Raw genomic sequence first — 23140 nt, 5'->3', positions numbered from 1 at the left:
CGACGTGGGGGCGCAACAAGTCAGAGACCGGCGTACGAATGCAACCCGGTGGTGACCAAGTTGATGAAGAACAGGTTGAAGACGTTGATCGCGAAGCCCACGACGTTGATCCACGCGGCACCGCGGCCACGCCATCCGGCCGTCGCCCGCGCGTGCAGGTACGCCGCGTAGACCACCCACGAGACGAACGCGACCGTCTCCTTCGGGTCCCAGCCCCAGAACCGGCCCCACGCCGCTTCCGCCCAGATCGCGCCGCAGATGATGCCTGCCGTGAACAGCGGGAACGCCAGCACCGTCGTCCGGTAGGACATGCGGTCGAGCACGTCGGCGGACGGCAGCTTGGGGAAGCGATCGGCCTTGCTGTCCTTGAGCAGGTAGAGGATCGACGTCACGCCGGGGATCAGCAGGATGCCGGACGAGATCGAGATGACCGACACGTGGATCACGAGCCAGTACGACCGCAGCGCCGGCTGGACGGGCGCGGACTCGGCGTAGAGGACGGTGCCGCCGAGGAACAGGAGCACGAGGATCGGCGGCAGCACGAACACGCCCAGGCGGCGGATCGGGAACTTCGCCATCAGCACGATCCACGTCACCACGGCCGCGAGGCACAGCAGCGACATGTACTCGTACATGTTGCCCCAGGGCGCGCGCCCGGCGGACAGACCGCGCATCACGAGCGACCCGAGGTGCAGCACCGCGCCGAGGACGGTCAGCGCGGCGCCCATGCGGCCGAGGCGCTCGGACCGGGACGGCTCGGGCTTCGGCTCGTCGACCAGCACGTTCGGCGCACCGGCTCCGACCAGCGCCTTCTTGCCCGGCGCGCGCGTGAAGGCCTGCTCCACCGCGTAGAGCAGGATCGCGAAGAGGTAGACGCCCAGCGCGCTTCGGTACAGCCAGTCGCTGTAGGTCGCGAGGGTCTCGTTGACCGGCATCAGGACTTCTCCTCGTTCAGCACCGCGCGGGCGAGCCGCGTGAACTCCTCGCCGTATCCTGCCTGGTCAGTGCGGGCAAGACCGCCGACCTCGACCAAAGTACGCCCGTCGTCGAGGCGGGTCGCACGCACCCACACCCTGCGGCGCTTCACGGTCAGCGAGACCCCGAGGCCGAGGATGATCAGGATGGCGAACACCAGCACGTAACCCTGTGTCGGGTCGTGCGAGACCTGCAACGACACCCAGTCGCTCACGGAGTCGAAGCGCACCTTGGTGCCGTCGTCGAGCGCGATCTCCTCGCCCAGCGCGAGGTTCTTGCGCGCGACCTTCTGCAACCTGCCCTGGTCGACCATCTTCCGGTCGATCGAGAAGATCGACTGACCACGCCCGTCGTCTACCCCGAGATCGCCGCGGTACACGTCGACGGCGACCATCGGGTCGTTCAGGGCCGGGAACTTCGAGTTCAGGATGGTGCCGTGCAGCAACGGCGTCGGCGCCAGCAGCCCGGTCACCGCGATCTGGTTCTTGCGGCGCGTCTCGGAGTCCGTGATGCCCGGCGGGTCGAACTTGGTCGCGCCCTCGGAGGCGAGGGTGGTCTGGTCGCTCGGCAGCCACTGGATGCCCTGCGTGCGCTTCTCGCCGTTGGGGAACGTCACCGTGAACGTCGGCGTGTACCCGTGGCCGAGCAGGTAGAGGCGGTCGCCGCCGGTCCGCAGCGGGTGGTTGACCCGCAGGTCGTAGGGCTTCCAGGTGTTCGAGGCGAGGTCCTCGCCCGACTGGTAGCGGATGTCGGCCTGGTAGCCGACGGGCTGGCCGTTCTCGAGGTACTCGGCGGAGAACTTGCCGATCTCGACGCAGAACGGCGTGAGGTCCGTGCCGTCGACGCGCAGGCCGGGGCGGAACGAGTCGTAGTTGAAGATGCCGCCGTTGCAGAACTGGCCGCCGTCGGCCTGCACGATGACCTGGCCCTCGTAGCTGAACATCTTGCCCAGCGCGAACGAGACCAGCAGGCCCAGCAGCGCGAAGTGGAAGACGAGGTTGCCGGTCTCGCGCAGGAACCCGCGCTCGGCGCTGACCGTGCCCTCGCCGGTGTCCGTCCGCCAGCCGCGCAGCACCTTCCCCGCGCGCTCGACGGCCTCGTCCGGCGTCACGTCCAGCTCGGCCTGCGCGTGGTGCGGCATGCGCGAGAGGTTGCGCGGCGTCAGCACCGGCTTCGCGCGCATCTGCCTGAAGTACTCCCACGTGCGGGGCAGCAGGCACCCGACGAGGGACGTGAACAGCAGCAGGTAGATCGCGGCGAACCACGGCGTGGCGTAGACCTCGAAGAACCCGAGCTTGAGCAGGACGTCGCCCCACCAGCCGTGCTCTGCGATGTACTCGTCGACCTTCGCCGCGTTCAACGACAGCTGCGGCAGCAACGCGCCGGGCATCGCCGCGAGCGCGAGCAGGAACAGCAGGGTCAGCGCGGTCCTCATCGACGTGAGGCCACGCCACGTGTTGCGCAGGAAGGCGATCACTAGAGCGGCAACTCCACGACGTCGACGAACGAGTAGCGCAGCCACCCGACGAACTCGCCCCACAGCCCGGTGACCAACGCGATCCCGACCAGGATCAGCAGCATGCCACCGAAGATTTGCACCTGCCGGGCGTGCGTGCGCAGCCACTTGGTGACGCCCAGCGCCCACCGCGCCCCGAGCGCGAGCACCACGAACGGCAACCCGAGCCCCAGGCAGTAGGCGAGCACCAGCACGGCGCCGCGCACCGTCGACGACCCGACCTCGGTGCTGCGCGCCACGGCCAGCACGCCGGCGAGCGTCGGCCCGAGGCACGGCGTCCACCCGAGCGCGAACACGGCCCCGAGCAGCGGCGCCCCGACCAGCCCTGCCTTGGGCCTGGCGTGGAAGCGGACGTCCTTCTGCAGCGCCGGGACGAGCCCGATGAACACCAGGCCCATCAGGATCGTGACGACACCACCGATGCGCTGGAACAGGTCGGCGTTGAGCAGCAACGCGTCCGTGGCGCCGAGGATCGTCATCGACGCCAGCACGAACACGACGGTGAACCCGGCCACGAACAGCAGCGACGCCCCGGCCACGCGCAACCGGCCTGCCTTCGCGGGCTCGTCGGCGTCCACCCGCGGGGCCTCCGCCCCGACCAGTCCGGCGAGGTAGGCGAGGTACCCGGGCACGAGCGGGACGACGCACGGCGAGGCGAACGAGATGAACCCGGCGAGCAGGGCGACCCCGGTGGCCAGCAGCAGCGGCCCGGAGATCGCCAGATCGGTGGGGTTCACACACCTCAGAGTAGGTAGTTGCCCAGATCACGCGACCACCGGCATCCCCTTTGCACCCGCCACAAGACTTGAGCCACAAGTGCCAACGAATTGCCGCTTGTGGGTGACATCGGCCTTGCCTAGCGTCAACACATGCATCGTTCGCGGGTGATCCTCCCGGCGCTGACCCTCACCGCTTTGGCCTTCTTCACGCAGGTGCCCGCCGGTGGCGCCGCCCCGGCGATGGAATGGCGCGAGGTCTTCCACGAGGACGGCTCGATCACCCAGACCCTCACCCCGAAGGCTCCGGCCGGGGAGTCGACCGGCTTCCTGGCCGCCTCGGCGGCCGAGGTGTCCAGGGTCTTCGGCGACCGCGACCCGGCCGACGCCTTCGACCTCGTGTTCGTCGGCGACGGCTACACGAGGGACGACCTCGCGACCTACTCCGCCAACGTGAAGAGCAAGTGGGAGGAGCTTTCGGCCGTCGAGCCGTTCGCGTCCTACAAGCAGTACTTCAACGTCTGGCAGGTCGACGTCATCTCGAACGAGTCCGGTGTGGACCACGACCCGGCCAGGGGCCTGCTCAAGGACACGGCGCTGGACATGGGTTTCTGGTGCCAGGGCCGGGACGCCACCACCGAGCGCCTGCTGTGCGTCAACGAGACCAAGGCCAAGGAGTACGCGGCCTCCGCGCCCCAGGCCGACCAGGTGATCGCCCTCGGCAACACCACGAAGTACGGCGGCGCGGGCGGGTCGGTGGCCACCGCGGCGGGCTCCAACGCCCAGGCGGGCCAGATCGCGATCCACGAGCTCGGCCACTCCATCGGCGGCCTGGCCGACGAGTACGACTACCCCTACGAGACCTACACCGGCACCGAGCCGCGCGAGCTCAACGTCACCAAGGACCCGACCGGCGCGAAGTGGGGCTCCTACCTGGGCCGGCCGTCACCGGACGGCGGTGTGGTCGCCCCGGTCGAGGGCGCCCGGTACTACAAGTTCGGCCTGTACCGGCCGACCGCCAACTCGATCATGCGGACGCTGGGCAAGGAGTTCAACTCGATCGGCCGCGACGCGATGGTCGCCGCCTTCAAGGCCAAGGTCCCGTCGCTGAACTTCGAGCCCGCCCCCGGCGCGCCGATCATCGTCAGGCCGCTCCCCCGCTGACGACGGCCAGCCTCGCGGCCGGGCCGGTCTCACTCCTTCGCCAGCTCGTCCAGCACGGGCCGCAGGTCCGATGCCAGCACCGCCTTCAGGAACACCGCCGCCACCTCGTGGTTCTTGTCCACGATGAACGTGGACGGCACGGAGTTGGCCGGAAGGCCCTTGAAGACGTTGATGAAGCTGCGCGCCGACGGGTCGTAGATGGACGGGTACGTCAGCGACCTGACCTCCATGAAGTCCCGCGGGTGGTCCTTCGAGGTCTCCTTGACGTCCAGTCCCAGCACCTGCGTCCCGGCGTCGAAGACCTTCTGCATCTCCGGCGCCTCGGTGCGGCACGGACCGCACCACGCACCCCAGATGTTGATGACGACCGGCTTGCCCGCGAAGTCGGAGAGCTTGACGGTCTTGCCGTCCTCCATCAGGGACTCGCCTTCGAGTCCCTTCAGCTCCTTGCGCTCGCCGGGGGCGTAGCGGATCTCGACCTGACCGCCGGGCGCGACGAGGGAGAAGTCGCCCGCCCCGATCTGGGCCGCGTCCTTGCCGGTGGTGCACCCGGCGAGCAGGAGCACCAGCACGAGCAACCGCTTCATGCGCCGGTCACCCTGGGGTTCGTCACGCCGACGGGTTCCGAGTAGGAGATCCGGACCAGCTGCTCGCCCTCGAAGATCAACGAGGTGAGCGAGGCCAGCGAGCACTCGCGGCGGCGCGGGTCGTGCCACATCCGCTTGCCCTCGAGGAACCGCCGCACCGTCCAGATCGGCAGCTGGTGCGACACGCAGACGGCCTCGTGCCCCTCGGCCTCGGCGCGCGCCTTCTGCACGGCGCCCAGCATCCGGTGCGCGATCTCGATGTAGGGCTCGCCCCAGGAGGGCTTGAACGGGTTGGTCAGCTTCGACCAGTGCTGCGGGGAGCGCAGGGCTCCGTCGCCGACCGCGACCTTGAGGCCCTCGAACTGGTTGTCGGCCTCGATCAGCCGCTCGTCGGTCGCCAGTTCGAGGCGGTGCGAGTCGGCGATCGGCGCGGCGGTCTGCTGCGCCCGCTCCAGCGGCGACGCGACGACGTGCACGATGTCGTGGTCGGCCAGGTGCTCGGCGACGGTCAGCGCCTGCTTCTGGCCGCGCTCGGACAGCTTGAAGCCGGGGATGCGGCCGTACAGGATGCCGGTCGGGTTGTGCACCTCACCGTGGCGGAGCAGGTGGACGACGGTGCGGGTCACTGGCGGGCCTCCTTGGCGGCACGAGCCGCGTGCGGCAGCGCGTCGGCGATCACGGCGAACTCCTCTTCACCCATTGCGGCGTTCACGAACCACGCTTCGAACGCCGACGGCGGGGCGTAGACACCCCGGTCGAGCAGAGCGTGGAAGAACGGCGGGAAGCGCCACGTCTCGCACGCCTGCGCACCCGCGTAGTCCTTCACCTCCGAAGAACCGAAGAACACGCTCACCAGGTTCCCGGCGAACTGCACGCGGTGCTCGACACCGGCCTCGGTGAGCGCCGAGGTGAACAGCGCGCCGAGCCGCGTGGCGTTGCGGTTCAGCGCGGTGTAGACGTCGTCGTCGGCCGCGCGCAACGTCGCGAGCCCGGCGGCCACGGCCACGGGGTTACCGGACAGCGTGCCCGCCTGGTAGACGGGACCGGACGGCGCGAGGCGGGCCATCACGTCCGCGCGACCGCCGAACGCCGCCGCGGGCAGGCCACCGGACATGACCTTGCCGAACGTGTAGAGGTCGCCCTTGACGCGCTCCAGGCCGTACCAGCCGCCGCGGGAGACGCGGAAGCCCGTCATGACCTCGTCCATGATCAGCAACGCGCCCTCGGCGTCGCAGACGTCGCGCAGGCCCTGGTTGAAGTCGGGCAGCGGCGCGACCGCGCCCATGTTGCCCGCCGCGGCCTCGGTGATGACGCAGGCGATCTCGCCGGGGTTCTCCGCGAACGCCGCGCGCACGGCCTCGATGTCGTTGTACGGCAGGACGATCGTGTCCGCGGCCTGCGCGCCCGTGACGCCGGGCGACGTCGGCAGGCCGAGCGTCGCGACGCCGGAGCCCGCCTGGGCCAGCAGCGCGTCGACGTGACCGTGGTAGCAGCCGGCGAACTTGATGATCTTGCGGCGCTCGGTGAAGCCGCGCGCGAGGCGGATCGCGCTCATCGTGGCCTCGGTGCCCGAGTTGACCAGGCGGACCTGGCGGACCGGCTCGACCCGGTCGATGATCTCGGCCGCGAGGTCGATCTCCCCCTCGGTGGGCGTGCCGAACGACAGACCGTTCACGGCCGCCTTCCGGACGGCCTCCACGACGGCAGGGTGGGCGTGCCCGAGGATCATCGGACCCCACGAGGACACCAGGTCGACGTACCGGTTGCCGTCCGCGTCCCACAGGTGCGGGCCTTCGCCGCGCACCATGAAGCGCGGGGTGCCGCCGACGGAGTGGAACGCCCGCACCGGAGAGTTGACCCCGCCGGGGGTCAGCGTCGACGCGCGCTCGAACAGGGCCTGGGATCGACTCGCAGTCACGTACCCCAGTCTCACATGTCGGAGCCGGCGGCTTTCTGCGGCCGGGTGCGCAGGGCCAGCAGGACCTGCCGCACCGCGTCGAGGGCGAGGACCACGGCCAGCGTGAGCGCGCCCGCCGCCGTGCCCAGCCAGTTGCCGTGCAGGCGTGTGGACGTCAGCGGCTCGCGGCCCTCGACCGGGTACTCGAGCGGCACGACACCGCGGTTCCAGCACCACACCGCGGCGATCACGAGCAGGACGATCGCGACGACCTCGCCCGCGACGACGAGCCACCGCTTCGGCTGGTGCAGGCCCCCGCCGGCGGGCGGGACCTCGTCAGGCTCGTCCACGACGGTCTCCGGCTCGGTCACAGCCTCTGTCACGTCGCTCACCCTCTCACGACCCGCCGCAACGCCGCGACCAAGGCTTCCGGATCACGCGCCCAGCCCAGCACCACCGAGCCGTCGAGGAGCCGCAGCGGCACCGCGGTCGTGCCCTTGGGCACCGACCAGCCACCGCCGAGCACCCGAGCCCCGGCCGGCGCGCCGACGTCGCGGAAGCCGCCGATCATCGCCACGGGCACCTTCTCCCGCCCGAACTGGGCCTCCTCGGCCGTGAGCGCGACGCTGCCGGTCTTCACCCTGCCGTACACCCACAACACCGCGCCGAGCGTCAGCGCGAGCCCTGCGATCGTCCAGAGCGCCACCGAGGCGGGCCCCGTGGCGAGCTCGACGAGGTACCCGGCCACGGCGAACGCCGGTCCCCACAGCAGCGGCCACCAGCTGCTGCCCGACTCCCGGTACAGCACTAGCGGACGTACCTGTTCGACGGAGGCAGGAACTGCAGCACCACGGCCGCGACCGTCAGCCCGAGCACGACGACGCTGATCGTCACGGCCGGCTGCCACACCCGTGCCGCCAGCGCGATGAACATGATCGCGATCATCGACAGGAACCCGAGCACGGCGAGGATCGTGAGCAGGATCCGCGCCCAGGCCTGCCCGTTGCGCAGCACGACCGCGAACGCGATGTAGGGCGCGGCGGCCACGAGCATCGCGAAGCCGGACACCAGCGCCATGGCCCGCACGCCGAACTCGCCTGCCTGCCGGTCCTGCTCGGTGACGATGCTGTCCTGGGTGAGGAAGTAGTCGGCGTTGGTCAGCAGCATCACCGGCAGCACCGCGACGGACAGCACGGCCGCCGCGATCCAGATCCACATCGCGGCGGTGATCGTCGGCGGCCGCGGCGGCGCCATCTCCTGCGGCAGCACGGGCGGCAGCGGCGCCATCGAGAAGCTCGCCTGCCCGACGTGGCTCACCTGGTACTGGCCGTGCTGGGGCTCCGGGCTCACGGGGTAGGCACCCGCCGGGTTCTGCCACTGGGTGGCGTCCGGGTTCGACCAGGGGTCCTGCGGTTGGGTCACTGCTCACGCACCTCCGCCACCCACTGTGCCGCAGCGCGCTGCCACGTGAAGACGATCGCGACGCAGATGAGCAGAAGCGTGACCAGGCTCGCCGCGCTGACCCCCACGACGAGCAACCACAGCATGTGTCCGATCGCCACGATCGACAACGCCGCCCGCGCCCAGTTCCTGCGCTGGAGGAACATGCGCGTGAGCCAGCCGTAGAGCGCCGCGAAGACCACACCGACGACGGTGAGCGCGATGAGGAAGTTCGTCACGTCATCGGAGGACCTGCCGCTGAGCTGCTCGATCTCACCGCGCTGGAACCACAGCCCCGCCGTGGTGAAGAGGATGAAGACGGCCGTCGCGAGCCAGAGGCCGACCGCGATGCGCACCGGCCTGGGTGCGTCGTTCACAGCGTCTCGCGTTCGGTCAGGTAGTCGGTCGACGCCCGGAGGTAGAACAGGGCGAGACCGACCATCGCCACCAGTGCTCCGACGACGCCCAACGGGCTCACGGTCAGCTGGAAGAACAGCCCGATCAGCACGGCGATCATGAGCGGAGTGCGGCTCTTCCTGGAGCCCGCCCTGGCCCTGGTCGAGAACCACACGGCGAGGCCGCCGAGCAGCAGCGAACCGGCGAGCGCCGAGATCCACGTGATGTCGACGTCCCTGGTGATCGTTTCCACCGTCCTGGCCGGATCCGTGTTCACCTTCACGTTGGCGTCGATCAGGAGCTGCCTGATCGAGAGCACGTACACCGCGGCCACCACGCTGAGCGCGGAACCGACGATCACGAGCCAGTAGCCCGCGGTGATGGTGCCGGGAGTGCCCGATTCCTTCGGAGACGTCACGCTCGAAACCTAGGTCCGCGGGGTGGCGCTGTCCACCGTGACGCGCGTCCTGAAGTGCGCGGACGCCCGGTGCATCAGCACGACCGCCGAAGCGTCCAGCGCCGTCGTCACGACCGTGACGCCCAGGTCGACCGGCGTCATCTCCACGCCGACCGACGCCGCGGCCCCGCTGCCCCACGCGACCAGCCGGAACAGTCCGAACGCGACGGAGGCGGCGCCCAGCACCGTGAGCGCCACGCGGGCCCAGTTGCGGCCGCGCGCCATCGCGTTCGCCAGGCGGGTGTACGCGACGAGGATCACGACGGCGATCAGCAGTCCGAACAGGATTCCGCCGTTCACGCCCGCGTCGACCTGGTCCTGGCCCAGCCCTGGGTTCTGCCTGCGCGCCTCCGACACGAGCGCCTCGCGGTCGAAGAGCTGCGCCACGAACCGCACCATGCCGATGCACGCGCCGGCGATCCACAACCAGCGCGCCGCATCGACCAGGCGAGGAGGAGCTACCGGTCCAGCCACCGGGCGGCTTCCACTGCCCAGTAGGTCAGCACGATGTCCGCGCCGGCGCGGCGGATGGACGTGAGCGACTCCAGGATCGAGCGCTCGCGGTCGATCCAGCCGTTGGCAGCAGCGGCTTCGATCATCGCGTACTCGCCGGAGATCTGGTACGCCGCGACGGGGACGTCCGAGACCTCGGCGACCGCGCGCAGCACGTCCAGGTACAGCAGGGCCGGCTTGACCATGACCATGTCCGCGCCCTCGGCGAGGTCCAGTTGCACCTCGCGCATCGCCTCGCGGGCGTTGGCGGGGTCCTGCTGGTAGGTCTTGCGGTCGCCCGCGAGCTGCGACTCGACGGCGTCGCGGAACGGGCCGTAGAACGCCGAGGCGTACTTGACCGCGTACGCGAGGATGCCGGTGTCGGCGAAGCCCGCGGCGTCCAGTGCGTTGCGGATGAACGCGACCTGGCCGTCCATCATGCCGCTGGGGCCGACGACGTGGGCGCCGGCGCGCGCCTGGGCCACGGCCAGCTCGCCGTAGGCCCGCAGGGTCGCGTCGTTGTCCACGGTGCCGTCGGCGGCGAGGACGCCGCAGTGGCCGTGGTCGGTGAACTCGTCGAGGCAGCAGTCCGACATCAGGACGGTGCTGTCGCCCAGTTCCGCGCGCAGGTCGCCCAGTGCGACGTTGAGGACGCCGTCCGGATCGGTGCCGGCGGAGCCGACGGCGTCGCGCTCGGCAGGGACGCCGAACAGCATGATGCCGCCCACGCCCGCCTGCACGGCCTCGACCGCGGCCTTCCGCAGCGAGTCACGGGTGTGCTGCAGGACGCCCGGCATGCTGGCGATCTCGGCGGGCGAGCCCAGGCCTTCCTTGACGAACATCGGCAGCACGAGCTGCCGGGGACGCACCTCGGTCTCGGAGACCAGGCGGCGCATGGCGGGCGTCGTGCGCAGACGCCTCGGCCGGTGGAGTGGGTACATCTTCGGACTCCCTGACGGAGAGAGTCGAAGGGGCCACTCAAAGGATCTTGAGTGGCCCCGACGGCTTCGGTGTGTTCTAGCTCCTGCGCAGGCGCTTGGTCTTGCGCGGGGGAGGCAGCGCTCCCTCGGCGCGCAACCGGGCTGCGTGGGCGGCCAGCGCGTCTACCAGCGCCGGCACGTTCGCCTCCTCTGGCTGCACGTCGACCCGGAGGCCGAACTCCCGCGCCGTCTCGGCGGTCTGCGGACCGATGCACGCGACGAGCGTGCGGGCGTGCGGCTTGCCCGCGATGCCGACCAGGTTCCGCACGGTCGACGACGAGGTGAAGCACACCGCGTCGAAACCGCCGGACTTGATCATCTCGCGGGTGTCGGCGGGCGGCGGGGCCGCACGCACGGTGCGGTACGCCGTCACGTCGTCGATCTCCCAGCCACGGTCGCGCAGGCCTGCGGCCAGCGTCTCGGTGGCGATGTCGGCCCGCGGCAGCAGCACGCGGTCGACCGGGTCGAGGATGTCGTCGTAGGGCGGGAAGTCGTTCAGCAGGCCCTCGGACGACTGCTCACCGGACGGCACGAGCTCGGGGATGATGCCGAACGAGCGCACCTTCGCGGCCGTGGCCTCGCCGACGCAGGCGATCTTCACGCCGGAGAACGCACGCGCGTCCAGGCCGAACTCGCGGAACTTCTCCCACACGGCGCGGACGGCGTTGGTCGAGGTGAAGACGACCCACTGGTAGCGGCCGTCGACCAGGCCCTTGACCGAGCGCTCCATCTGCGCGGGGCTGCGGGGCGGCTCGACCGAGATCGTCGGCACCTCGACGGCGATCGCGCCGTGCGAGTGCAGGCGGTCGGACATCGCACCGGCCTGCTCCTTGGTCCGCGGGACCAGCACGCGCCAGCCGTACAGCGCTCGCGACTCCCACCAGGAGAGCTTCGAGCGAGCGGCAGCGGCGGCACCGACCGTGACGACCAGCGGGCCGCCCATGTCACCGGCGTCGGCCGCGACGGCGGCCAGCGTGGTGTCGATGGTGCGCTGCTGGAAGCCCGTGCCCTCGGCGGTCACGGCGACCGGCGTCTGCGGCGCGAGGCCGTTCTCCACCAGGTTCGACGCGGCCTCGGCCAGGTGCGATCCGGTCGCGTGCAGGACGAGCGTGCCGGGCGAGGCGGCGAGGCCTGCCCAGTCGCTCACCGCGCGGACGTCGACCTCGGTGTGGATGCCACCGAGCGCGACACCCGCGTAGGCGGGGACCGCGGTTCCCGCGGGCACGCCGGGAACGACGTCGAACGGGATCGTCGACTTCGCGACGGCCAGCGCTTCCTTCACGACCGAGTCGAGCGTCAGCGGGTCGCCGGCGACGAGACGGACGACGGTCGCACCGTTGCGCGCCTCGTTCACCATGTCCTTGGCCACGTCGGCGGACTCGCCTACAGCGGGGCGGACCTCGACTCCCTCGGCCACGGTCGCGAGGACGTCCGCGGGGACGTCCGGGTCGGTCACCACGAGTTCAGCCCTGGTGAGCAAGTCGTGGGCCCGGACCGTGAGCAGCCCGGTGTCGCCTGGGCCGGAGCCCACGAAGGCGATGCGTCCGGGGGTCTTGCGTGCGCGGGTCATCAGGGCACTCCCCATCGATTACGCCTCTGGACCGCTGAGAACCGCGGCCCCGAGGTCGAGCAACTCGGCGGCCAGCGCCCGGCCGAGTCCCTCAGCTTCGGTCAAGTCACCGGTGGCGGACGCGCGGAGGAGATCGTTCTCCGGCGTCGCTGCGACCCCGCGCAGGGAAAGTCGGTACACGACCTTGCCCTCGTCGTCGAGGTCTTCCACCACATCGGCCAGCGCGCCGACCGGCGCGCTGCAGCCCGCCTCGAGCGCGGCCAGCATGGCGCGCTCGGCGGTCACAGCGGCCCGGCTGGCCGAATCGTCCAGAGTGGACTGGATCAGGTGCTCGGCGTCGACGTCGTCGACCCGGCACTCGACTGCCAACGCGCCCTGTGCGGGCGCGGGAAGCATCTGGATGGGCTCCAGCGTCTCGGTGATCTCGGCGACGCGGCCGAGGCGCGCGATGCCGGCACGGGCCAGCACCACGGCGTCGAGCTCACCGCTGCGGACCTTGCCGATCCGGGTGTCCACGTTGCCGCGCAACGGCACGACGTTCAGCCCGAGGCCGAGGGCCTCCAGCTGGGCGGCGCGGCGCGGGGACCCGGTGCCCACGGTCGATCCCGGCGGCAGCTCACCGAGCGTGAGGCCGTCGCGCGCCACGAGGGCGTCGCGCGGGTCCTCGCGCTGGGGCACCGCCGCGAGCACCAGACGCGGGTCCGGTGCGGTCGGGAGGTCCTTGTAGGAGTGGACGGCGATGTCGATCTCGCCGTTCGCCAGCGCGTCGCGCAGGGCCGACGTGAAGACACCGATGCCGATCTGGGCGATCGGCGCGTCGGACAGGTCGCCCGGCGTCTTGACGACGACGATCTCGACCTGGGCGCCGGCGGCCCTGAGCGCCTCGGCGACGGTCCCCGTCTGGGCGAGCGCCAGAGCGCTGCCTCGGGTACCCATCCGTAGGGTGCGGGTCACCGCGTTTCACCATCCACAGGAGCTTGCTTGGTCTGACTGACAACCCCAGGCGTCTGGGGGTCGAGCCCGAACAGTTCGCGGAGAGCCTCCGCGTAGCCGGTACCACCGGGTGAGGACGCGAGCTCCTTCACCCTGACGGTCGGCGTGTGCAGGAGCTTGTCTACAACGCGGCGTACCGTCTTGGCCAATTCACCGCGTGTCGCGGCGTCCAGTTCGGGAAGTCGCGAATCAAGACGGAGCAGTTCGGCGTCGACCACCTCGGCCGCCCGCTTGCGCAGGGCCGTGACGGTCGGCGTGACCTCGGCGGACCGCTGACCCGCGAGGAAGGCCCTGACCTCGTCGGCCACCAGCCGGGCCGCCAGGCGCGCGTCCTGGCCGGCGGGGGCGTCCGAGAGGCGCCGCTGCAGCGTTTCCAGGTCCACCACACGAACGTTCGGCAGCTCGGCCGCGGCCGGGTCGACGTCCTTGGGCAGGCCGAGGTCGCACACGACGAGCGGGCGCGACCGCTTGCTGATCATGTCCGCGCGGACGACGGTGTCGACCGAGCCGGTGCACGCGAAGACGATGTCCGCGAGGTCGATCTCGACGGGCAGCGCGCTGAGGTCGACGGCCGTCGCGGGGACGCCCTCCGCCTTCAGCGACGTGGCGAGACGCACACCGTTGGCCTGCGTCCGGTTGGCGATGACGACCTCGCCGACACCCGCCCGGCGCAGGTGCGCGGCGGCCAGGCCGCCCATGGCGCCCGCGCCGACCAGCAGCGCGCGCTTGCCGACGAGGGTGCCGAGCTCGGACTCGGCGTCACCGAGCGCCTCGGACACGACCGACGCGCCCGCGTGGTCGATCCCGGTCTCGGTGTGCACGCGCTTGCCGACGCGCAGCGCGTTCTGGGTCAGTTCGTGGACGGTCCTGCCGACGGTGCCCGCCTCGTCCGCCGCCGCGTACGCGCCGCGCAGCTGGCCGAGGATCTGGGACTCGCCGACGACCATCGAGTCGAGGCCGGCCGCGACGGAGAACAGGTGCTCGACGGCGGCGGCTGCGTAGTGCACGTAGAAGTGCTCGTACAGCGACTGCGCGTCGACCTGGGCGTGCTGCGCCAGGACCTCGACGACCTCGGACATGCCGCCGTGGAACGACTCGACGACGGCGTAGACCTCGACCCTGTTGCAGGTCGACAGGACCATCGCCTCGGAGACGCTGGGGGCGGCGAGGAGCTGGCCGAGCACCTTGGGCAGGTCCGGCTCTGCCACGGTGACGCGTTCCAGGACCGGGACGGGGGCGGTGCGGTGCGAAAGCCCGACTACGAGCACGCTCATGCAGTCACCACGTCTACCGGAGCCGTCTGGCTCACGCTCACGGGCGAATCACCATCCCGTCCACACCGAGTCCGTTGTTGCCGTCGGAGACGCTGGCAGCCTCGTCCGCACGTCGAGCGACGTGGAACGACAGGATCTGCATCTCGACCGCCAAGTCAACCTTGCGCACCTCGACGTTGTCTGGAACCTGGAGAACAACCGGTGCGAAGTTCAGAATGCACTGCACGCCCGCAGATACCAAACGGTCGCAAACCGACTGAGCGGCGGGCGGCGGCGTCGCGATGACGCCGATCGACACCTCGCGCTCGAGGCAGACGGCGGTGATGTCGTCGATGTGGTTGACGGGAATGCCCCCAACAGGGATTCCGACGAGATCGGCGTCCACGTCGAAGAGGGCGGTCACCGGGAAGCCGCGGCCGGGAAAGCCGCCGTAGTTCGCGAGAGCGTGACCAAGGTTACCGATGCCGACGACGGCGACGGAGTGGTTGCGGGTGAGCCCGAGGATGCGCTCGATGTGGCTCACGAGGACCTCGACGTCGTACCCGACGCCCCTCGTGCCGTACGAGCCGATGTAGCTCAGGTCCTTGCGGAGCTTCGCCGCGTTGACGCCCGCGGCCTGGCTGAGCTCCTCGCTCGAGACGGCCGTCACGCCCTGGTCGGCCATGCCGGACAGCACGCGGAGGTACACGGCGAGCCTGGCCACCGCGGCCTCCGGGATCGCACGGGCGCGCTCCCTGTCGGCAGGCTCCAGAGGGGTCGTGGTCGTCTCACCTTCGCCCCGCCGTGGTGCCACGCTCTCCGACCTCCGGATGTGCTTCACCGCAGGGACCCGCGGCGTTGGTGATGAACACACCGTACCGCTTGTGAACGCATGCACAAAGTCGGTGTCGAGACGCCACAGCGCTGGTCACAGGGCGTGACCAGCGGCGGAGCGCTTGTTGATCACTACGGGGTGAGCCTCGGGGGCGATCATGGACGCGGCGAAGTCACCGCGTCCCCGCCCTGCTACCGCGCCCGCGGTTCTTTCGCGTGCGAGGTCCGGTCCCGAATGGTTTCGATTGCTTTCACCCGTTGTCCACGGCGGCGTCACTGGACGGTGAAAGAAACCGAATGCCATCCCGTCGCACCGTCGGGAACCGGGTCGAGACGCGCTTGGTCCTGGGTGTAACCGCTTTTGTCCGTGGCACGGCATTCGACCGTGTGGTTGCCCGGCTTGAGATCCAGCTCGATGCGCCACATCCGCCACGTGCTGTTGCTGACGTCCGCGGCCAGCTCGGTCTCCTGCCAGGGGCCGCCGTCCGCCCTGACCTCGACCTTGGCCACGCCCTTCGGCTGCGCCCAGGCCGTGCCCGCGACCACCGTCCTGCCCTGGACCTTGCTCAGGCCCTTCGGGCGGTCGACGCGCGACATCGTCTTGATCGGCGCCCTCGTGGCCCAGCCCCGCGGGATCCAGTAGCCCTGCTCCTTCTCGAACGTGGTGACGTTGAGGTCCGTCACCCACTTGGTCGCCGAGACGTACCCGTACAGGCCGGGGACGACGAGCCTGGCCGGGAAGCCGTGCTCGGCGGGGAGGGGCTCGCCGTTCATGCCGATGGCGATCAGGCCGTTCTCCAGGACGTAGTCGAGCGGGCTGCCCGCCGTGAAGCCGTCGTCGCTCGTGCTGAAGAGCTGGTCCGCGCCCGGTTTGACGCCGGCCTCCCGCAGGACGTCGCCGATCTTGACGCCGACGAAGTTCGCCGTGGAGATGTACGGGCCGCCCACCTCGTTGGAGACGCAGGTCAGGGTGACCGTCTCCTCGACGAGGTCCCTGCCGCGGATCTCCTCGAAGGTGAGGACGGTGGGGCGTTCGACCATGCCGTGGACGCGCAGGGTCCAGTCCTCCGCCCGGATCCTCGGGACGCTCAGGGCCGTGTCGATGCGGTAGAAGTCCTTGCCGCTGGTGATGAAGCTGGGGGTGCCGTCTCTCGCGAAATCCGCTGTCGGTGGGAGTGCCGGCGCCTTGGTTTTTGGCGTCAGGTCGCCGATCGCCGCTCGTGAGCCCTCTACGTCTGTTCTGCTGCCCAGCAGCTGGCCCGCTACTCCTGCTGTGATCGCCAGACCTGCTGTCACCAGGAAGTCTCGTCTTGAGTTGTTGTCCTCCTGGGCCTCCTTGTGGAGGTAGCGGAAGGTGTAGAGGCCTGCTGCCAGGGCTGCTGCCGGGGCCAGGACCGAGAGTTGGCCGACGTCTGGTCTGGTGATCACCGCCGCTATGCCGACGAGGCCTACCGCTGCGATCACCGCTGTGCCTGGGGTTGGGGTGTTTTTGCTGGTCAAGCCCGCTGTTGCGGCGATCGCCGCCAGCACCAGGGCCATGCCCGCGAGGAGGACCGGTTTGTCGTTTGTGCCGAAGGTCGTTACTGCGAAGTCCTTCAGCCAGGACGGGGTCAGGTCTATCGCCGCGTTGCCCACCGCCAGGAACGGGGAGGCTGTCAGGCCTACGAAGGCTGCTACCAGGTGGCCTGCCGCCAGGGCGGCGGCTAGGGCTAGCAGGCCGGTGAGGGCGGCCTTGGCGGGCTTCATGGTGTCTATTCGACACCCTTCGGCGGGTGGTTCGCTTCAGACGTAAGGGGGCGGTAATCGGTTTTCAGGCGCGGGATCCCGCCAACCGGTCGAGGACCGGCCGGCACCGCACGCGAGTTGCTGGCTCGCTTGCGGCTTCGCTGCTACCTCACTCGGCGTCGGTACGCCATTGTCGCCGCTACCGCGCCTGCCACTGCTCCTGCGCCCAGGATCGAGGGGACGCCGATCCTGGCTGCTTTTCTGCCTGTTCTGAAGTCGCGGATCTCCCAGCCCTTGCGGCGGGAGATTTCTCGCAGTTGTGAGTCCGGGTTCACCGCTACCGCTGTGCCTACCACCGAGAGCATCGGGACGTCGTTCGACGAGTCCGAGTAGGCGGTGCAGCGGCGTAGGTTCAGGCCCTCTTTTGCCGCCAGGGAGCGGACTGCTTGTGCTTTGGCCTTGCCGTGGAGGAGGTCGCCCACCAGACGGCCCGTGTAGACGCCGTCTTCCGATTCCGAGACTGTGCCCAGGGCGCCTGTCAGGCCCAGGCGGCGGGCGATGATCTGTGCCAGTTCCACCGGGGTGGCGGTGACCAGCCAGACCCGCTGGCCTGCGTCCAGGTGCATTTGGGCCAGGGCTTGGGTGCCCTTCCAGATTCTGTCGGCCATCAGTTCGTCGAAGATCTCTTCGCCCAGCGAGACCAGTTCTGCGACGCTGCGGCCTGCCACGAAGGAGAGGGCCTGTTCTCTCGACGCCTTCACCGAGGCCGGGTCCTCTCGGCCGCCTACCCGGAACTTCAGCTGTTGCCAGACGAAGCCCGCCAGGTCCGAGGAGGAGAAGTACTTGCGTGCTGCCAGGCCCCGGGCGAAGTGGAAGATCGAGGCGCCCATCATCATCGTGTTGTCCACGTCGAAGAAGGCTGCCGCGGTCAGGTCGGTGGGCACCGCCAGTGAGGTTTCGAGCTCCGGCGCCATCGCGGCGGCCTGGATCGCCGCCTCGGCCGATGCCTCGCCGGCCAGCTCGGCCAGCCGGTCGCTCTCCACGTCACGCTTGCCTGCCATGTCCCAAGCCTAGCGATCAGGCCCGCCAACCTCGTGGGAAGTGGCTCAGAACTGGGTGGACGGTGTCGTGGCGCGATCATGGGGACGTGATCGTGGTTACTCGGTGTGCCTGCTTCGTCACGGAGTGGTTTAGGCCGTTCGAACTACTTCCTCGGACGTTCTCCGGGCGCCGCCGGAGCTCGCGATCATGCGCGGGGCGGTGCTCAGCCGAAGCTGATGCCGGGCAGCAGCGGCAACGAGATGCTGGGCAGCGGCAACGGCAGCGGGATCCTGATCTCCGGCTTGCCCGAGGCGGGCGGGGTGGTGCTGCCGGGCTGCGACGTGGGCGGGGCCTGGGTGCCCGGGAGGACCGACTGCGTGGGCAGGGCCGACGGTGCGGCCGACCCGGTCTGGGCCGGTTGACCGGAGGGCGTCGGCTGCACCGGGGAGGGCCGGCGGCTCGCGGACTCGGTCGGGTCCTGGACCGCCGTCGAGCACTCGTCCCTGGCGGGCAGCGGGCCTAGCGAGTCGGAGGAGCCGCTGGTCACGGACGCGCAGCCGATGCGGGCCGTCAGGTCGTGGGCTCGCTGGGCGATGCTCGCGAGCAGCCACATCGTGGTGTCGGCGTGCCGGCCCGCGTCCTCCGGCAGGCGGGGGCGCAGGGTGCCCAGCTTCTCGTACTGGCCGAGGGCCCAGTCGCGGAGTGCCGGAAGGGCCGTCCTGTCGGACGCGGTCGCGTACGTGGTGAGCTGGCGTGCGCCCTCCACGGCGTCGGTGTCCAGGTCGGTCAGGGCCGTGAGCTGGGCGGACGAGTCCGAGGCCCGGTCGGCCAAGGTCTCCATCTCGGTGACGCGGGAGGCGGCGAACTCCAGGTGCTTGAGCGCGCGGGACTCGTCGTCGAAGGTCAGGCCCAGCGAGGCGCCTTCGGTGGTGCGTTTGACGCCGTAGAGCGGGTCTCCCGGGAGCGCGTCACGGCTGAGCAGCACGCTCATGCCTCCGAGCGACATCAGCAGGCACAGGACCGCGGCCGCCGCGACTGCTAATCGTGCGCGCGCTCCCACCCGTCTTACCGACGCGAGAGCCAGTGGCTTCTCGGGCGGGGGCGCGGTGAGGATGCGCCGCTTCATGCGTTCGCGCGTCTCGGCGTCCGGACCGGCGTCCATCCGCCGGAGGAGGTCGACGATCGCGAGGTCCTCAGCGAAGTCGTCGCCGCCCACCGGCTGAGGGCCGCCTTCAACGGCACGAGCGAAGCGCTCGTGCTCTGTCTGCCGCCACCGCGGAGTTCTTCCCTTGCCGTCCATCTCAGCCCGAGTAACGAAGTTGATCTGCTTTGGGTTACGCCCCTGCGATCGCGATCACCGCAACCAGGACGGGAGGATCTGTGCGAGCCGCCTCACGGCCCGGTGTTGCAACGCCTTCACGGCACCCTCGTTGCGGTCCATGAGCTGCGCGACCTCGGACACCGACTTGCCTTCGATGAACCTCAGCACGATGCACTCGCGCTGGTCGTCGCCCAACTGGGAAACGCAGCGGAGCAGCTCCGCGTTGGTCGCCTCGGTCATGACCTCCTGCTCGGGGCCGCTCGTCTCCTCGCGGTTGTCCTGCAGCTCCGCTGTCGTGACCTCGAGCCGGTAGCGGCTCGACTTCACGTGGTCGAACACGATGTTGCGGGCGATCGTGACGAACCACGCGCCCACGTCGCGGCCCTGGTAGCTGACCGAACCGATGCTGCGCAGCGCGCGCAGGAACGTCTCGCTCGTCACGTCCTCGGCGAACGCGCGGTCGCCGCCCACCCGGAAGAGGACATAGCGGAACACCATGTCGACGTACTTGTCGTACAGCACTCCGAACGCGTCGGTGTCACCCTGCTGGGCGGCCTTGACGAGCTGCCACGGCTCGTCGGCGTCGTCGTGCTGACCCCCCGTCATGGTCCGGGTGGTCCTGATCGTGTTCGGTCGTGCCCGCGCGGTCATCGGCTCGCGGCACCTCCACAGAGTCGCCGTGGCGGCAGCATACGTGTTGTTACTCCGTAGTAGGTAGCGGACGTGGTGTGCGAGGTGGAGACGCGTGAACCGCGCCTTCATGACGCTCGTCACGCGTGGAAGACTGCTCGAAGCGTTCAGTTGTTCATGAGGGGGCCACGATGACTTCCGCTCGCAATGTCTCAGACCTGGTCCGTGCTTCGGCACGGCGGGGACCCAGCCACGTCGCCCTGGTCGACGTGGCGAGCGGAAAAAGCATCACGTGGGAAACCATCGACGGTGCGGTCGACGCTTTCGCCCGCCATTTGGCTGATTCAGGACTCCAACCGGGCGACCGGGTGGCGGTACGGCTGCCCACGAGGCCCGAGTTCGTGGTCGCGGTGTTCGGAATCCTGCGCGCGGGCGGCGTCGTGGTGCCCACGGGCCCCGGCAACCCGCCGCGCGAGCTCCAGCGGATCCTGGCCGACTCCGGCGCCCGGTTCCTGGTCGGCGACGGCGAGGGCTCCGACGCGCACGTCCTGGACGTCCCGGACGTCACCGCCACCGCGGAGCCGTTCGAGACCGTCGGCGGCGGCGAGGACCTGGCGGTGCTCGGCTACACCTCGGGCACGTCCGGCTTGCCGCGCGGAGCGATGCTCTCCCACCGGGCGTTACTCGCGAACGTCGCCCAGTGCGCCTCGCTGCGCCCCGCGCCGGTGACGGCGGGCGACAGGGTGCTGCTCGCGCTGCCGTTGTTCCACGTCTACGGCCTCGGCCCCGGCCTGCTGCAGGTGGCGGGAGCGGGCGCGACGGCGGTGCTGCTGGAGCGCTTCGAGCCGGCCACCGTGCTGGACGTCATCGAGGAGCACCGCGTCACGACGATGGTCGGCGTGCCGCCCATGTACCGGGCGCTGCTGGCGCACCCCGTCGAGGTGCTGCGCGAGAAGCTGGCCACGATCCGCCTGTTCACCTCGGGCGCCGCCCCGCTGCCCGCGGGCGTCATCGCGGAGATGCGCGGCGTGGTCGGCATCCCGGTCTTCGAGGGCTACGGCCTGACCGAGACGGGCCCCGTGCTGACGTCGACGCTGGTAGGCGGCGTGCCGAAGCCCGGTTCGGTGGGCAGGGCGCTGCCCGGCGTCGAGATCCGCCTGGTCGACACCGACGGCTCCGTGCTCGACGAGGACGAGGACGAACCGGGCACCGGCCTGGTCTCGGCCAAGGGCGACAACCTGTTCAGCGGCTACTGGCCCGACGGCGCGCACGGCCCGGACTCGTCCGGCTGGTTCCGCACGGGCGACGTCGGCTTCATCGACGCCGACGGCGACCTGCACCTGGTGGACCGCGCGGGCGACCTGATCATCGTGAACGGCTTCAACGTCTACCCGCACGAGGTGGAGCAGGTGGTCGGCGAGATGCCGGACGTCCTGGAGGCCGCGGCCGTAGGCGTGCCGGACGAGAAGACCGGCGAGTCGGTGAAGGTCGTGGTCGTCCTGAGCGACGACGCCGACGTGTCGGCGGAGGACGTGGTGGCGCACTGCGCGGCGAGGCTGGCGAAGTTCAAGGTGCCGACGTCGGTGGAGTTCGCCCCTGCCCTCCCGCACTCGCCGACCGGCAAGCTGGCCCGCGCGATCCTGCGCAAGCCGTTGGGGGCCTGACCATGGCACACCACGTGACGGTGATGAGCCGCGTCGACTGCCACGCCTGCGAGGAGGCGAAGGCCGAGGTCGAGCGGATCTGCGGCGAGATGGGCGCCACCTGGTCGGTCGAGGACGTGGACGCCGACCCGGAGCTGCGCGCCGAGTACGGCGACCAGGTGCCGGTGTTCCTGGTCGACGGCGTGGAGCACGGCTACTGGAAGGTGGAGGAGGACCGCCTGCGGGCGGCCCTCGCGCAGTAGGCCTGGCCAGGGTGGCCGCTGCACGGGTGGGCGGCTTCGGCGCAAGCGTCACGCCAGGCCGAGCTCGCGCCAGCCGCGTTCGCCGGACGGCGTCAGCACCACCGCCCGCGTCGACCCGATCCGCTTCACCCACCCGCGCTCGAAGAACACCCCGCACAGGTGCGCCCCGGCGGCCCCGGCCAGGTGCGGCACGCGTTCGGTCCAGTCCAGGCACGCCCGGCTGGTCTGGCGCTTCGACGGCGCGAACCCCAGCTCCCCCAGCCACGCCATCCCGATGTCGGTGACGGCCAGGTCGGTCGTCACCACGCCCAGCTCCAGCAGGCCCGACTTCAGCGCGATCCCCAGCTTGCCCGCCAGGTGGTCGTAGCAGGTCCGGCCGCGTGCCATCGCTTCCGACGCGGACGCCGCCCTCAACGTGCGCGGCTTGCGGTCCGGGCCGGCGAAGGCCGTCATCGTCTCCAGCAGCTCGGCGACGTGCGGGCCGGCCAGCGCGACATAACGGTGCCGTCCCTGCCTGTGCTCGACCAGCAGGCCGCCCTCGACCAGCCTCGTCAGGTGCTCGCTGGCGGTCGAAGGGGCCACTCCGGCGTGGGTGGCCAGCTCGTGCGCCGTCCACGCCCTGCCGTCGAGCAGGGCGCCGCAGAACGACGCTCGCGTCCTGTCCGCCAGCAGTGCCGCCACCTGGGCCAGTGCCTCCACGTCCGCCATTCTGCGGCCGGGACGGTTCGGCCCGCACCGAAGCGTCCTGGCCATAGCGTCGGTGCCATGACCGAGCAGCTGCTGAGTCTTCCCGTGCCGTCCGTGCCCGCCGGTGACAAGGGCGTGGCGTGGCTGCGCGCGCACGTCGTGCGTTTCAGCAACGGCGCCGAGCACGCGCGGAGGCGCGCGCTCACCACCAAGCTCATCGAGAACGTCGAGGTCACCACGCTCGACGAGCTGGCCACCGCGCTCGGTCTGCCCGGCTCGCTCCCCGACATCGCGGTCATCGCCCCCAGCTACCAGCCGCACGAACCCGCCACGGAAGAGGCCGACGCGGCGGTCGAACGGCTCGCGGGTGCGCACGACGAGGAGACCGCGGCACGGATCGGGCTGCTCGTGCAGGCCCAGGCGGCCACCCGCGCGTTCGCGGAGCGCCTCCGCACCGGGAACCCCGCCCCGCCCGTTCCGGTCACGCGCAGGGCCGCTGAGCACGGCACGATCGAGGTCGGCCTCGAAGGTCACCCGTTCGGCCACGGCCCGCACGCCTG

The 23140-nt window shown here is 70.4% G+C and carries 25 protein-coding genes and 1 pseudogene; 4 read left to right on the top strand and 22 right to left on the bottom strand.

The window, feature by feature from the left end; all coding sequences use genetic code 11:
• Window positions 1-20: 20 nt before the first annotated feature.
• Genes ccsB through VM306_RS20515 form a run of 3 tightly spaced genes read right to left on the bottom strand, consistent with a single transcriptional unit; the run spans window position 21 to window position 3228 of the window.
• Window positions 21-935 (bottom strand): c-type cytochrome biogenesis protein CcsB, encoded by a 915-nt coding sequence (ccsB, locus tag VM306_RS20525; protein WP_325517409.1) that lies wholly within the window; start codon window positions 933-935, stop codon window positions 21-23.
• A complete protein-coding gene (resB, locus tag VM306_RS20520) occupies window positions 935-2410 on the bottom strand; it encodes a cytochrome c biogenesis protein ResB (protein ID WP_325517462.1) in 1476 nt (491 codons plus the stop codon). The genes ccsB and resB overlap by 1 nt, the downstream gene beginning before the upstream one ends.
• A gap of 41 nt (window positions 2411-2451) precedes the next feature.
• Window positions 2452-3228, bottom strand: a complete 777-nt coding sequence (locus VM306_RS20515) for a cytochrome c biogenesis CcdA family protein (protein WP_325517406.1) — start codon at window positions 3226-3228, stop codon at window positions 2452-2454.
• Between the two features lie 132 nt (window positions 3229-3360).
• Between VM306_RS20515 and VM306_RS20510 the strand changes: the two genes are divergently transcribed.
• Window positions 3361-4371, top strand: a complete 1011-nt coding sequence (locus tag VM306_RS20510; protein WP_325517402.1) for a M64 family metallopeptidase — start codon at window positions 3361-3363, stop codon at window positions 4369-4371.
• Between the two features lie 29 nt (window positions 4372-4400).
• Here the strand turns inward: VM306_RS20510 and VM306_RS20505 are convergent, their stop codons facing one another.
• The 18 genes from VM306_RS20505 to VM306_RS20420 all read right to left on the bottom strand — a co-directional run bounded on the left by VM306_RS20505 (window position 4401) and on the right by VM306_RS20420 (window position 19963).
• Complete coding sequence (locus VM306_RS20505; RefSeq protein ID WP_325517398.1) at window positions 4401-4958, bottom strand: TlpA disulfide reductase family protein; 558 nt, start codon at window positions 4956-4958, stop codon at window positions 4401-4403.
• A complete protein-coding gene (locus VM306_RS20500) occupies window positions 4955-5584 on the bottom strand; it encodes a histidine phosphatase family protein (protein WP_325517396.1) in 630 nt (209 codons plus the stop codon). Before VM306_RS20500 ends, VM306_RS20505 begins: the two co-directional genes overlap by 4 nt.
• Complete coding sequence (gene hemL / locus VM306_RS20495; RefSeq protein ID WP_325517391.1) at window positions 5581-6876, bottom strand: glutamate-1-semialdehyde 2,1-aminomutase; 1296 nt, start codon at window positions 6874-6876, stop codon at window positions 5581-5583. The genes VM306_RS20500 and hemL overlap by 4 nt, the downstream gene beginning before the upstream one ends.
• 11 nt (window positions 6877-6887) lie before the next feature.
• Window positions 6888-7238, bottom strand: a complete 351-nt coding sequence (locus VM306_RS20490) for a hypothetical protein (RefSeq protein WP_325517389.1) — start codon at window positions 7236-7238, stop codon at window positions 6888-6890.
• Between the two features lie 5 nt (window positions 7239-7243).
• Window positions 7244-7663, bottom strand: a complete 420-nt coding sequence (locus VM306_RS20485) for a hypothetical protein (protein ID WP_325517386.1) — start codon at window positions 7661-7663, stop codon at window positions 7244-7246.
• The gene (locus VM306_RS20480; RefSeq protein WP_325517383.1) at window positions 7663-8277 is read right to left on the bottom strand and encodes a hypothetical protein; all 615 of its coding nucleotides are present in this window, start codon (window positions 8275-8277) and stop codon (window positions 7663-7665) included. The genes VM306_RS20485 and VM306_RS20480 overlap by 1 nt, the downstream gene beginning before the upstream one ends.
• Window positions 8274-8672 (bottom strand): hypothetical protein, encoded by a 399-nt coding sequence (locus VM306_RS20475; RefSeq protein ID WP_325517381.1) that lies wholly within the window; start codon window positions 8670-8672, stop codon window positions 8274-8276. Before VM306_RS20475 ends, VM306_RS20480 begins: the two co-directional genes overlap by 4 nt.
• Window positions 8669-9109: a hypothetical protein gene (locus VM306_RS20470; protein ID WP_325517379.1), complete on the bottom strand. Its 441-nt coding sequence runs from the start codon at window positions 9107-9109 to the stop codon at window positions 8669-8671. Before VM306_RS20470 ends, VM306_RS20475 begins: the two co-directional genes overlap by 4 nt.
• Before the next feature lie 9 nt (window positions 9110-9118).
• A complete protein-coding gene (locus tag VM306_RS20465) occupies window positions 9119-9622 on the bottom strand; it encodes a hypothetical protein (protein WP_325517377.1) in 504 nt (167 codons plus the stop codon).
• Window positions 9607-10581 (bottom strand): porphobilinogen synthase, encoded by a 975-nt coding sequence (hemB, locus tag VM306_RS20460; protein ID WP_325517375.1) that lies wholly within the window; start codon window positions 10579-10581, stop codon window positions 9607-9609. Before hemB ends, VM306_RS20465 begins: the two co-directional genes overlap by 16 nt.
• Window positions 10582-10657: 76 nt before the next feature.
• Window positions 10658-12190: a bifunctional uroporphyrinogen-III C-methyltransferase/uroporphyrinogen-III synthase gene (locus VM306_RS20455; RefSeq protein WP_325517373.1), complete on the bottom strand. Its 1533-nt coding sequence runs from the start codon at window positions 12188-12190 to the stop codon at window positions 10658-10660.
• 18 nt (window positions 12191-12208) lie between these two features.
• Window positions 12209-13144, bottom strand: a complete 936-nt coding sequence (hemC, locus tag VM306_RS20450) for a hydroxymethylbilane synthase (protein WP_325517371.1) — start codon at window positions 13142-13144, stop codon at window positions 12209-12211.
• Complete coding sequence (locus tag VM306_RS20445) at window positions 13141-14457, bottom strand: glutamyl-tRNA reductase (RefSeq protein WP_325517369.1); 1317 nt, start codon at window positions 14455-14457, stop codon at window positions 13141-13143. The genes hemC and VM306_RS20445 overlap by 4 nt, the downstream gene beginning before the upstream one ends.
• Before the next feature lie 37 nt (window positions 14458-14494).
• A complete protein-coding gene (locus tag VM306_RS20440) occupies window positions 14495-15208 on the bottom strand; it encodes a redox-sensing transcriptional repressor Rex (RefSeq protein WP_325517460.1) in 714 nt (237 codons plus the stop codon).
• Window positions 15209-15543: 335 nt separating this feature from the next.
• Complete coding sequence (locus VM306_RS20435; protein ID WP_325517366.1) at window positions 15544-17016, bottom strand: molybdopterin-dependent oxidoreductase; 1473 nt, start codon at window positions 17014-17016, stop codon at window positions 15544-15546.
• A 143-nt stretch (window positions 17017-17159) separates the two neighbouring features.
• A complete protein-coding gene (locus VM306_RS20430) occupies window positions 17160-18056 on the bottom strand; it encodes an HAD-IB family hydrolase (protein WP_325517364.1) in 897 nt (298 codons plus the stop codon).
• Between the two features lie 203 nt (window positions 18057-18259).
• Window positions 18260-19336: a DUF5667 domain-containing protein gene (locus VM306_RS20425; protein WP_325517362.1), complete on the bottom strand. Its 1077-nt coding sequence runs from the start codon at window positions 19334-19336 to the stop codon at window positions 18260-18262.
• A gap of 54 nt (window positions 19337-19390) precedes the next feature.
• Window positions 19391-19963 (bottom strand): sigma-70 family RNA polymerase sigma factor, encoded by a 573-nt coding sequence (locus VM306_RS20420; RefSeq protein ID WP_325517360.1) that lies wholly within the window; start codon window positions 19961-19963, stop codon window positions 19391-19393.
• A 215-nt stretch (window positions 19964-20178) separates the two neighbouring features.
• On the opposite strand from VM306_RS20420, the gene VM306_RS20415 reads away from it, so the two are divergent.
• Window positions 20179-21651: an AMP-binding protein gene (locus tag VM306_RS20415; RefSeq protein WP_325517358.1), complete on the top strand. Its 1473-nt coding sequence runs from the start codon at window positions 20179-20181 to the stop codon at window positions 21649-21651.
• 2 nt (window positions 21652-21653) lie between these two features.
• Window positions 21654-21893, top strand: a complete 240-nt coding sequence (locus tag VM306_RS20410; RefSeq protein WP_325517355.1) for a glutaredoxin family protein — start codon at window positions 21654-21656, stop codon at window positions 21891-21893.
• Between the two features lie 48 nt (window positions 21894-21941).
• On the opposite strand, the gene VM306_RS20405 is transcribed toward VM306_RS20410, so the two are convergent.
• Window positions 21942-22601, bottom strand: a complete 660-nt coding sequence (locus VM306_RS20405; protein WP_325517353.1) for a winged helix-turn-helix domain-containing protein — start codon at window positions 22599-22601, stop codon at window positions 21942-21944.
• 57 nt (window positions 22602-22658) lie between these two features.
• On the opposite strand from VM306_RS20405, the pseudogene VM306_RS20400 reads away from it, so the two are divergent.
• Window positions 22659-23140: pseudogene (locus VM306_RS20400) on the top strand (isocitrate lyase/phosphoenolpyruvate mutase family protein); the annotation flags it as partial.

It is taken from the genome of Lentzea sp., from assembly GCF_035525475.1.
Taxonomy (GTDB): Bacteria; Actinomycetota; Actinomycetes; order Mycobacteriales; family Pseudonocardiaceae; genus Lentzea.
This window is presented reverse-complemented; position numbering and strand designations above follow the sequence as displayed.

Bases quoted from the DNA above. Each gene is read 5' to 3' on its own strand.
- ccsB (WP_325517409.1), bottom strand. From the start codon at position 935: ATGCCGGTCAACGAGACCCTCGCGACCTACAGCGACTGGCTGTACCGA.
- resB (WP_325517462.1), bottom strand. From the start codon at position 2,410: ATGAGGACCGCGCTGACCCTGCTGTTCCTGCTCGCGCTCGCGGCGATG.
- VM306_RS20510 (WP_325517402.1), top strand. From the start codon at position 3,361: ATGCATCGTTCGCGGGTGATCCTCCCGGCGCTGACCCTCACCGCTTTG.
- VM306_RS20505 (WP_325517398.1), bottom strand. From the start codon at position 4,958: ATGAAGCGGTTGCTCGTGCTGGTGCTCCTGCTCGCCGGGTGCACCACC.
- hemB (WP_325517375.1), bottom strand. From the start codon at position 10,581: ATGTACCCACTCCACCGGCCGAGGCGTCTGCGCACGACGCCCGCCATG.
- VM306_RS20455 (WP_325517373.1), bottom strand. From the start codon at position 12,190: ATGACCCGCGCACGCAAGACCCCCGGACGCATCGCCTTCGTGGGCTCC.
- VM306_RS20445 (WP_325517369.1), bottom strand. From the start codon at position 14,457: ATGAGCGTGCTCGTAGTCGGGCTTTCGCACCGCACCGCCCCCGTCCCG.
- VM306_RS20435 (WP_325517366.1), bottom strand. From the start codon at position 17,016: ATGAAGCCCGCCAAGGCCGCCCTCACCGGCCTGCTAGCCCTAGCCGCC.
- VM306_RS20430 (WP_325517364.1), bottom strand. From the start codon at position 18,056: ATGGCAGGCAAGCGTGACGTGGAGAGCGACCGGCTGGCCGAGCTGGCC.
- VM306_RS20425 (WP_325517362.1), bottom strand. From the start codon at position 19,336: ATGGACGGCAAGGGAAGAACTCCGCGGTGGCGGCAGACAGAGCACGAG.
- VM306_RS20420 (WP_325517360.1), bottom strand. From the start codon at position 19,963: ATGACGGGGGGTCAGCACGACGACGCCGACGAGCCGTGGCAGCTCGTC.
- VM306_RS20415 (WP_325517358.1), top strand. From the start codon at position 20,179: ATGACTTCCGCTCGCAATGTCTCAGACCTGGTCCGTGCTTCGGCACGG.
- VM306_RS20410 (WP_325517355.1), top strand. From the start codon at position 21,654: ATGGCACACCACGTGACGGTGATGAGCCGCGTCGACTGCCACGCCTGC.
- VM306_RS20405 (WP_325517353.1), bottom strand. From the start codon at position 22,601: ATGGCGGACGTGGAGGCACTGGCCCAGGTGGCGGCACTGCTGGCGGAC.